Origin of the sequence: Flavobacterium supellecticarium (assembly GCF_004801375.1) — a bacterium.
Taxonomy (GTDB): Bacteria; Bacteroidota; Bacteroidia; order Flavobacteriales; family Flavobacteriaceae; genus Flavobacterium; species Flavobacterium supellecticarium.
This window is the reverse complement of the sequence record NZ_SSNZ01000006.1, coordinates 182,393-192,089: the sequence shown is the minus strand read 5'-3', so window position 1 is coordinate 192,089 and position 9,697 is coordinate 182,393. Positions and strand designations below refer to the sequence as shown.

Below are 9,697 nucleotides of genomic sequence, written 5' to 3'. Positions count from 1 at the left end.
CTGTTGAATTTGAAGAAGGTTTAGCGGAAAAAGCGAATTTAAGTGATTTAGCGGTCAAAGCGAATATCACGGATTTGAATTTAAAAGCAAGCAAAGACGAGTTGACTTCCGGTTTAGCTGTAAAAGCCAATGTTACGGATTTAGCAACCAAAGCCAACGTAACCGATCTTGATGCCAAAGCGAATATTACCGATGTCAATGCAAGATTGGCTGAAAAAATTAGTGTTATTGAATTTGAAGAAGGTTTGGCTGAAAAAGCGAGCTTAAGCGATTTGGCGGAAAAAGCCAATATCACGGATTTGAATTTAAAAGCGAGCAAAGACGAGTTGACTTCCGGTTTAGCTGTAAAAGCAAACACAACGGATCTGAACGCTGGGTTAGCCTTAAAAGCGAACACAGTTGATGTCAATGCAAGATTAGCTGAAAAAATTAGTGTTGTTGAATTTGAAGAAGGTCTGGCTGAAAAAGCAAGTTTAAGCGATTTAGCGGTAAAAGCCAATGCAACGGATCTGGCTGCAAAAGCCAATATCACCGATTTGAATGCTGGTTTAGCGTTAAAAGAAAACATCACGGATGTCAATACAAAATTGTCCGGAAAAGCAAATTTAGCGGATCTGGCTGCAAAAGCGAATATCACGGATGTAAACGCAGGCTTAGCCTTAAAAGCGGATACAACCTATGTTAATACAGGATTAGCGGATAAAGTTAGTGCTACGCAATTACAGGACGGTTTAGCTGCAAAAGCGAATATCACGGATGTAAACGCAGGCTTAGCCTTAAAAGCGGATACAACCTATGTTAATACAGGATTAGCGGATAAAGTTAGTGTTACGCAATTACAGGACGGTTTAGCCGCAAAAGCCAATGCAACGGATCTGGCTGCAAAAGCCAATATCACCGATTTGAATGCCGGATTAGCATTAAAAGAAAACATTACCGATGTCAATACAAAATTATCCGGAAAAGCGAATTTGGCGGATCTGGCTGCTAAGGCAAATATAGCAGATGTCAATACAAGGTTTGACGAAACGGCAACGGTTATCCAGGAGGGCTTGGCGTTAAAAGCTAGTATGATCGATTTAAGTACCGGATTGGCTTCAAAAGCCAGTGCGAGTGACATGGATATAAAATTTACTGAGGTTACCCATTTGATGGATGCAAAAGCTAATGCGGATGAGGTGTATGGTAAAATAAATGACCTGAATGCCGGATTAAACGGAAAAGCAAATGTAGCAGATGTAAATGCCGGATTGGCTGTAAAAGCAAATACTACCGATGTGAATCTGAAACTATCCGATATGAATGGTAAGTTGTCCGAAAAAGCCAATGCCAACGAGGTGTATGCGCAATTAGGCCAAAAAGCCAATACCAACGAAGTAGATGCCAAATTTGGTGTTATGTACGAAGGTCTGGCTAATAAAGCAGATTTATACGGTACTTTAAATGTAAAAGGAGAGTTGCGACCTGGTGATGATTTGAATGAATTCCGACAAACAGGTGTTTTTTCACAAAATTCAGATGAGTATGCCAGAGAAGGTAAGAATTATCCGGAGTTTATGGCTGGAATGCTAACCGTAACCCGAAATTTTAATGATGAAATGATGTCGTACCAGACGTATCATACGTATGGAATGTCTAATAAAGTCTATAATCGGGCATTTTATAATGGCGAGTGGTCGCCCTGGAGTTTATTAGGCGCCGGTAATGGAAGTGGTGGTGGCGACTACCTGCTTAAATCGGGTAATGAAACCAAATTCGGAAATCTGGGAATCGAAGGTGTGCTTGCGGCTAAAGATAAATCGGAGAATAAGTCATTGCGAATTGAAACATCTAAAGTCGATATTCCGAATATTCAGGGTGCCGATTATAATTTGAAAAATAACCGGGATATCAGCCTGCAACGTCAGGGCGGTAATGTCGGAATCGGTACATCGTCACCTAAAGCGCGATTAGACGTTGAAGGAGCGGGTATTTTTTCGGGTCCAGTAACGGCTGCTCCGGGAACCGAACCGAACCATGTGTTGACTTTAGGGCAAATGAATAGGGCTGGGGACGATCCAAACGAAAAAGGATTTTTAAAAGTACTTACGTTTCATTTTAACCCGGAAGGGAAGTATCAGGATTATGACCTGATAAATGCACAAATCAAATATATAATGTACTTCAGAAGTTCGGATGGAAAGTATTTCACGCCGCATATTCTGGAACCCCATAACTACGAATTCTATAATAAAGAAGGCTTTGTCGCTTTCCAGATGGAAGAACAGAGCTATGCCGTAGTTAATTATATAAAATAATACGATTGAATTTTAATCAGAACCTCACAAATAGTTGCAAAACGTTGTGAGGTTTTTTACTCTAAATAACATCGTTAAAACGGTCGTTGCAATAGTCCTGTAAAACATTCCGGATCGGGTTTCTTTGAGCCGTGCATGCCTGTTTGTATGCGGTTGATTTTTAGTGCTTTATTTTTTGAAAATAATGGATTTTGCGACTTACTGCAACTACTGAATCGAACGCCCGAAAAACTACTTTTTGCAAAAAAAAATCGTGAATTTTGAACTTCAAACTGATACAAAAACAAACAACAAAAATACAATGGAGTCGAAAAAAATACAGCAATTATTTACATATCTGGAGGAAGTAATTGTCTGGAGAATTAACAATCCTTCTCAGGATTTCAATACAGAATCACCTGGATTTAGTACTAGTGACCATGAAGGCTTTCCACTAGGCGACTATATCTCGGAGAAAGAGCTTGCCCGTCATGAAGTTGTCATTCTCTTAATGGCACTGATGCCAAAATTGGACCCGGCGTTATTAAGACGCATTTATTTAGAGGTACCCAATAGCGTATTATTTGATTTATGTTCAACCAATGATAGTGGCAGGCTTTTTTTACCAACCGTTGAAGCCTTACAGTTTATTTTAGGCGGTAGCTGTATCGCAGGACGATTACAGGCATTGCATTATTTTGATGACTCCAATATATTGCTAAAAGAAAACATCCTGAAAGTATCAAATCAGAATGAGAACGCAGTACACAATAAAATTGATGTCACGCAGGAAGCCTTTAACCGCATCCTGTTTGGAATCGAATTATTGCCGAAAATGAGTAATGATTTTCCGGCAGAACAATTAAACACCCGTAGATCGTGGAGCGACCTTATACTTCCCCAATCCACGTTAAACGAACTTCAAAGTATTGAAGCCTGGTATAATAGCAGTCATATTCTCATGGAAGAATGGGATATGCAAAAAACGCTAAAACCAGGCTTCCGGGTGTTGTTTTATGGTGATCCGGGAACAGGAAAAACACTGGCTGCCAGCCTTTTGGGGAAATATACAAACCGACCTGTTTTTAGAGTAGATGTTTCCATGTTGGTTTCCAAATACATTGGTGAAACGGAAAAACAACTGGCAAAGCTCTTCGACAGAGCCGAAAATAAAAACTGGATTTTGTTTTTTGATGAAGCCGATTCCATTTTTGGAAAACGAACCAACGTTCGCGACGCACAGGATAAATATGCCAATCAGGAAGTGTCGTATTTGTTACAGCGTATCGAAACCTTTTCCGGATTGATCATTCTTGCATCCAACTATAAAAATAATATGGACAAAGCTTTTACGCGACGTTTTCACAGTTGTATCCGATTTAATAATCCAAGACAGGAAGAGCGCTTGCGCATCTGGAAACAGAATTTACCCAAACAATTAAACATGGAAGATATCGACCTGGAAGCCATAGCCGGACGTTATGAATTAACAGGATCAAATATCATGAATGTCATCCAGGATATCAGTTTAAAAACAATTGCTTCAAAATCGCCTGATTACAGAGTGAGCAAGAACATACTATTGGAAAGTATTCAAAAGGAATATTTAAAAGAAGACAAAATATTCAGCTAAACTTCCCGAAAAACGTAAAAAGTGGTCCGGAAATAAATCAGAACCAACCGATTTTTTCCGGGAATAAAATGTTATATGGAGTGTAATCCTTGCGATTACACTTTGTATGGCATTGACGATATCATAAAATAAAGGAAACAATATAATTAGTAAACAATGAACGCAGAGAAAGAGAGTAATCCGCAGAAAGCAGCGCAAAAGAAAGATGAGAAACAGGCAGCGAATTCGCCTTTTTCTCTGCGCGAAACGGAGAATGCCAATTTTCAAACGCAGGAATCGGTGGCTCAAAATGAACAAGCCGGTGCAGAAAAAAGTAGCCCACAGTCCGAAAACAAAAGTATTCCGGCTGTTCACGGCTCCAATCCTGCGTATTCCGATGGTTCCGAACAAAAATACCAACAGCTTCAGGCAAGTATGGGAACGACAGGTGAATTGGATCATCCCGATACCAGGCAGAAAGAAATGGAATATCGAAGTACGCTGGGAATTAATGAATTGAGAGAATATCACGATGCAAAAACCGCAGATGCAAAAGCTGCAGACACAAAATCGGAGGCAACAAAACCAACGGATGCTGTAGCAGCGGAAGCAAAACCGACAGCAGAAGCAAAGCCGGTTGAGACAAAATTACCGGGTGCCAAACCGGCTGATCCGAAGTTGGCTGAAACGGCGCAAAAAGCAACTGATGAAAAGCTGGTTGACGTTTCGAATGCAAAAAGCTCTGGTGACGCTGGTGCTTCGACGGAATCTACTCCTGCTATAAAAGCAGCTGATAAATCGGATAAGAAAGATGGCGAAAATGAGACAGTCGAAGATAAAGCAGCAACAGAAGAAGTAGCGGATACAACACCAAAAACAGCTACTGCCAATCCTGTTTTTATGGAAATGCAAGGCCAGGTTGTCGAAACAGCAAAAACACAGCGAAAACACGGACCAGCAAGTAAGGCATCGCAAGACGCCCAGGCTGCCGCACCTTCACCGTCGAATGAACGCCAAAGTATGGCACAAGCCGGTCAGGTAAATAAAATGAGCGCACAGGAGCCGGGGCTGTTTAGTGCTGCCGCTTTTAAAGCCGAACTGAAAAAGAAAATTGATGGTGTAAAGCTTCCTACAAATGAGGAAGATGCCGATAAGTTCGAGAAAAATAACAACATTAAGGAGGTCAATGACAAAGCAATGGGCTCTGTCAAAAAAGAGAAAAATGCCGCTTCGGGAAGTATCCAGAATACCACAGCGGAAAAACCGGATACATCGAAACAACCGGTTCGGAATGTTGCCAAAATGCCAATGCCGGAACACGGTAAAGCACCGGGTAGCGTTAATGCGGCCAAGGCAATGCCAACAAAAAGAGAGGCAGCCAATATTGAAAAACCAATTCAATCGGAAACAGATAGCATCGACAGCCAAATGAAAGAACATGGCGTTACCGATCAAATGCTTGCCAACTCAAACGAACCGTCATTCAAAGGGGCTTTAGACGAGAAAAACAAAGCAAAAGAGCAAAGTAAGGCTGCGACCAACCAATTTAGAATAGACGAAAATCAGAAACTAAACAAAACCCAGAACGAAGCACAGGCACAAGCCGCGAAGCAAATTGCCGGAATGCATGGTGCCCGTAAAGGCGGACTGGATAAAGTGCTTGGTAACCAGAAAGAAACAGCCTCTAAAGACACCGCTGAACGTAAAAAAATTGCCGATAACATCAACAAAATCTATAACGATGCCAAAGGGGATGTTAAAGGTATTTTAGACGGTCTTGATGATACGGTTGCTAAAAAATTCGCAGCGGGAAGTTTAGCCGCAAAAATTGCTTTTGAAAAGCACGTAGACAAGGAGATGAAAGCCTATAAAAAGAGACGTTATGGCGATTCGTGGCTGGATTGGAGAAACTTAAAGCGTGTCAAAGATGCTATGGTAGGGCTTCCGAAAGAAGTAGAACAATACTTTGTGACCGGAAAAGAAAAGTATGTTTCAACAATGGATACCTATATTGATGAAATCGCCAATGTGGTAGCCAATCAGTTAAATGCAGCAAAAAGAAGAATCGCGACCGGTAAGAAAGAGGTACAGAATTATGTCAACACCTTATCGCCAAGCTTAAAGAAACTCGGAGCGGCTGCGATCAGTGAAATTCAGGGGAAATTCAATGCGCTTGAAAAAGATGTCGACAATAAAAAAGATGCCCTTATTGATGTATTGGCGAAGAAATATGTCGAAAATATTGAAGCAATCGATGCCCGAATTGAAAACTTAAAAGCCATGAATAAAGGCTTGGTAGGTATGGCCTTAAGTGCCTTAAGTGGTGTTTTTGCTTTTATTATTGAGGTGAAAAATACGCTGACGAACCTATTGGCAAAAGTGGTTGAGGTTGTAGGAGCCATCATCATGGACCCAATCGGATTCTTTGGAAACCTTATTGCGGGTGTCGGACAAGGATTCTCCAACTTTACAACAAACATCTGGACGCACCTTCAAACCGGATTCTTTGCCTGGTTAACCGGAGCTGCCAAAGGCGTTACGATTACGATGCCGGAAGATATCTTCTCGTTAAAAGGTATTTTCTCGATTACGATGCAAGTGTTGAATCTGACCTGGAGCGGAATTCGTTCCATTGGAGCGACAGTAGTAGGTGAGCCGTTGATGAAAGTATTGGAAACCGGAGTTGAGGTTGTTCAGGTGGTACGTAAAGACGGTATCGCAGGACTTTGGGAATACCTGAAAGACCAGTTCCAGGATATTAAAGCAACGGTAATGGATGCCATTATGGACATCATCCAGAGTCAGGTTATCCAGGCGGGTATCAAGTGGATCTTAGGATTGTTATCGCCGGTAGGAGCGTTTGTAAAAGCCATTATGGCGATTATCGATGTGGTGAAATTTTTCGTACAACGTGCCGCACAGATTGCCGAATTGATCAGTGCGTTTATGGATAGTATTTCGGCTATTGCCAGCGGTAAAGTGGGCGCTGTAGCCAAATCGATCGAAAATGCATTGGCCAAAGCCATCCCGGTATTAATCGGATTGCTAGCCTCAATTTTAGGTATCAGCGGACTAGCCGACAAAGTGTTGGGTGTGATTCATAAAATCCGCCAGCGTATTGTAAACGGAATTACCAAGTTCTGGAACTTTGTAAAAGAGAAAGGAAAAGCACTGCTTGGAAAAGTGGGGATTGGGAAGAAAGAAGATAAGACCAAAGATAAGGATAAGACGAATGTCGATAAGAGTGTAAAAAACGCCTACCATGAAGTTGCTCCAGAGGTGTTTACGATGAATGGTAAGAAACATACATTGAGCTTTGAAAAGGATGAGATCTATATGGAAAGTAAAAAGGCTAAGCTTTCTACAAAATTAAATCGCGGTATAGAGCAAGTGAAACGATATCCGGCCTCTGCTGCTTTTAAAGGTAAATCGGAGATCATTATGCAGAGACTTGAGCGCCTTAATACTATACAAGCAAATACAGAAAAAGATCTGGAAAAAGCAGAAAAAGATAAGGATAAAGCAAAAATTGAAGCAGCACAGGAAAAACTGAAAAGATTGGGGGCAACAATCGGCCAGTTTGGTGATAATTATAATCTTAGCGATATTTTTGAAGATGAAGGAGGAGAACATAAGCAATTTGAACCAATAAATGTAAAATTTGAACCTTTAGGTGATGGTCAAGTAATGGTGACTTATCAGTATGCAAAAGAAGCCCATGAGTATGGACAACAAGATTTTACGATTGCTATTGGTATAGAAAACGTTGAGCAACGTACGGTAAATCATGTCAATAAAGGAACGAATTTGGTTCTGAAAAAAGTAGGTACTCGAGGCCTTACTTTGCCAGCTGGTAAACTGGGTGTGGATAATTATGGATTAAAATTAAACTCAGCACACGTATTAGGTGATCAGTTTTTGGGATCTGGTTATCAGGAAGGGTTGAATCTTATTTTGACATCGGATCAATTTAATAAGAAAACAATGCTTAAAGCTGAAAATACAATACAAGAGAAGATCTTGGAGGTAATGGAAAAGAATCAAAATAAATTTGTTACATTTGACTTAACAGTATATGCAAATTATAAAGTTTTAGCAAAAGATGAATTAATTGAAACGCTAAAAACGGTACATAAAAATATGACTGATGAAGAGAAAAAGGTAACTTTAGAAAAACTACAGCAAATGAAGCAATATCCAAGACGCTGTGAATCGGTATTCTATATAGCCGAAGTGAAAGATCAGTTTAAGAATCAACTGGGTATATTCGATGAAAGTACTGATCATGGAGATATATGGTTAAACAAACTATTTAAAAATAAATAATAATGAAAGCAGTAAAAGAGTTTATCGATTTTTTATTTAAAAAAGAACAAGAAGCAATTTACGCCGGAAATAAAAAAGAAGAGTTTGAAAAGTATAATGCTTTAGCAACAGAAATTAAATCGTATATGAATGATATTACTGTTGGTTTTGGATTGCCAATATTAACAAGCCCTAAACCAGATGTTTTTTATAGGGAAACTCCCTATCCAAATCCACGTTATCTTTTTAAGATAAGTGAGTATGAGAATGCACATTATGGACGTATTTGGGCATGTTACGTTTCTATCGCCAAACCCAGTGAGGACATTAGAAAAATTTCGGAGTGCTTTATTGTTGCAGAAATAAAAGGAGAATTGAAAATTATTGCTGATATGATTGTAGCTTCAGACGCTAAAGAATGGAGGCACGTAGGAGGTGATGAAGATAAGAGCCTACGTATACGTAATCTAGGGACACCTGTAAAAGTTGAGCGTTATATAGAACCAATATCAACTGATGAATGGAGTTTAAAAGAATATCTGAAAAATTCGTAATTCATTTATAAAGTAGGATTCCCATTAAGGAAGAATAAAGTCAAACGGCAAGCTTTTACGCTTGCCGTTTTTTTTATTTTTAAATAGTCGGTTAAACAAAAAGACTTAATTTTAGTCAGAATTATTGAGCAATAAATCAGAGATAATCATCAAATGATTGGAGGCAGATCGGCGAATAGTTCCATAGGATCCCAATGAACGAAGCAAGGAAGTATAGCTGTTTTTACAACTATTTAGCGATCCATATAAAATGCTTTCATTAAGTGTAAAAAGAATAGTAAACGTAAATAGTAAAATTTAAATGACTGAATTTGAAATAATCTATAAATCTTTTATGGGTTTTATGGAAGAATCCGAAAACTATGCAGTAGCCGATAACAATTTGATTGCCGAGTATGAAGGTGTTTTAATGGCGGATAAAGACAACGCCGATATTATAACCGATATTTGGAAAGAATATGGTTTTTGTTTGTATAAGAAAGGATTATTTGCCTTACTAAATCCTAAGGAATACAACCAAATCGCCAGGAGTTTTCCTGAGGTGTCCGACAAGGCAGAAGTTTTTGCAAGAACGGCAACGGGATGTTTGTTTTTATGGGAGGAATATAGCTTTGGAAAAAACATAGCGTTTTTAAATATTCATACAGGACAGAAAAATATTATTTCAACAAGCTTTAATGTTTTAGTTGAATGGGATTTGCCAGCTTCTGGATTTTGGTTGGATGATTGTAATGGTAAAATAGAGTTTGCTGTAATGGAAAAATTTAAGCATATTCCGCATGATAAGTGCGCGGGGTATTCCTTGGCACTAGCTTTAGGAGGTAAGGAGAGCGTTTCTAATATGGAATTGTTTGATTTTAAAACACATCTGGAATTAGTATCGCAATTACATCAGTAAAAAGAACGGGACATTTTGATAACAATAAAAAAGCGAAGCTTCTCGGGGCTTC

Annotated in this window: 5 protein-coding genes; all 5 read left to right on the top strand. The window is 39.4% G+C overall.

The genetic code is table 11. The features are described from left to right. Positions 1-2,297: hypothetical protein (locus E6C50_RS17750; RefSeq protein ID WP_211089546.1), on the top strand; the 2,297-nt coding region annotated here is incomplete at its 5' end. A gap of 301 nt (positions 2,298-2,598) precedes the next feature. Further along, positions 2,599-3,909, top strand: a complete 1,311-nt coding sequence (locus E6C50_RS13280; RefSeq protein ID WP_136403715.1) for an ATP-binding protein — start codon at positions 2,599-2,601, stop codon at positions 3,907-3,909. Positions 3,910-4,065: 156 nt separating this feature from the next. Next, the gene (locus tag E6C50_RS13275; RefSeq protein ID WP_136403714.1) at positions 4,066-8,214 is read left to right on the top strand and encodes a hypothetical protein; all 4,149 of its coding nucleotides are present in this window, start codon (positions 4,066-4,068) and stop codon (positions 8,212-8,214) included. Positions 8,215-8,216: 2 nt separating this feature from the next. After that, complete coding sequence (locus E6C50_RS13270) at positions 8,217-8,747, top strand: hypothetical protein (RefSeq protein ID WP_136403713.1); 531 nt, start codon at positions 8,217-8,219, stop codon at positions 8,745-8,747. A 301-nt stretch (positions 8,748-9,048) separates the two neighbouring features. Beyond that, positions 9,049-9,645: a T6SS immunity protein Tdi1 domain-containing protein gene (locus E6C50_RS13265; protein ID WP_136403712.1), complete on the top strand. Its 597-nt coding sequence runs from the start codon at positions 9,049-9,051 to the stop codon at positions 9,643-9,645. The last annotated feature ends 52 nt before the right edge of the window (positions 9,646-9,697 follow it).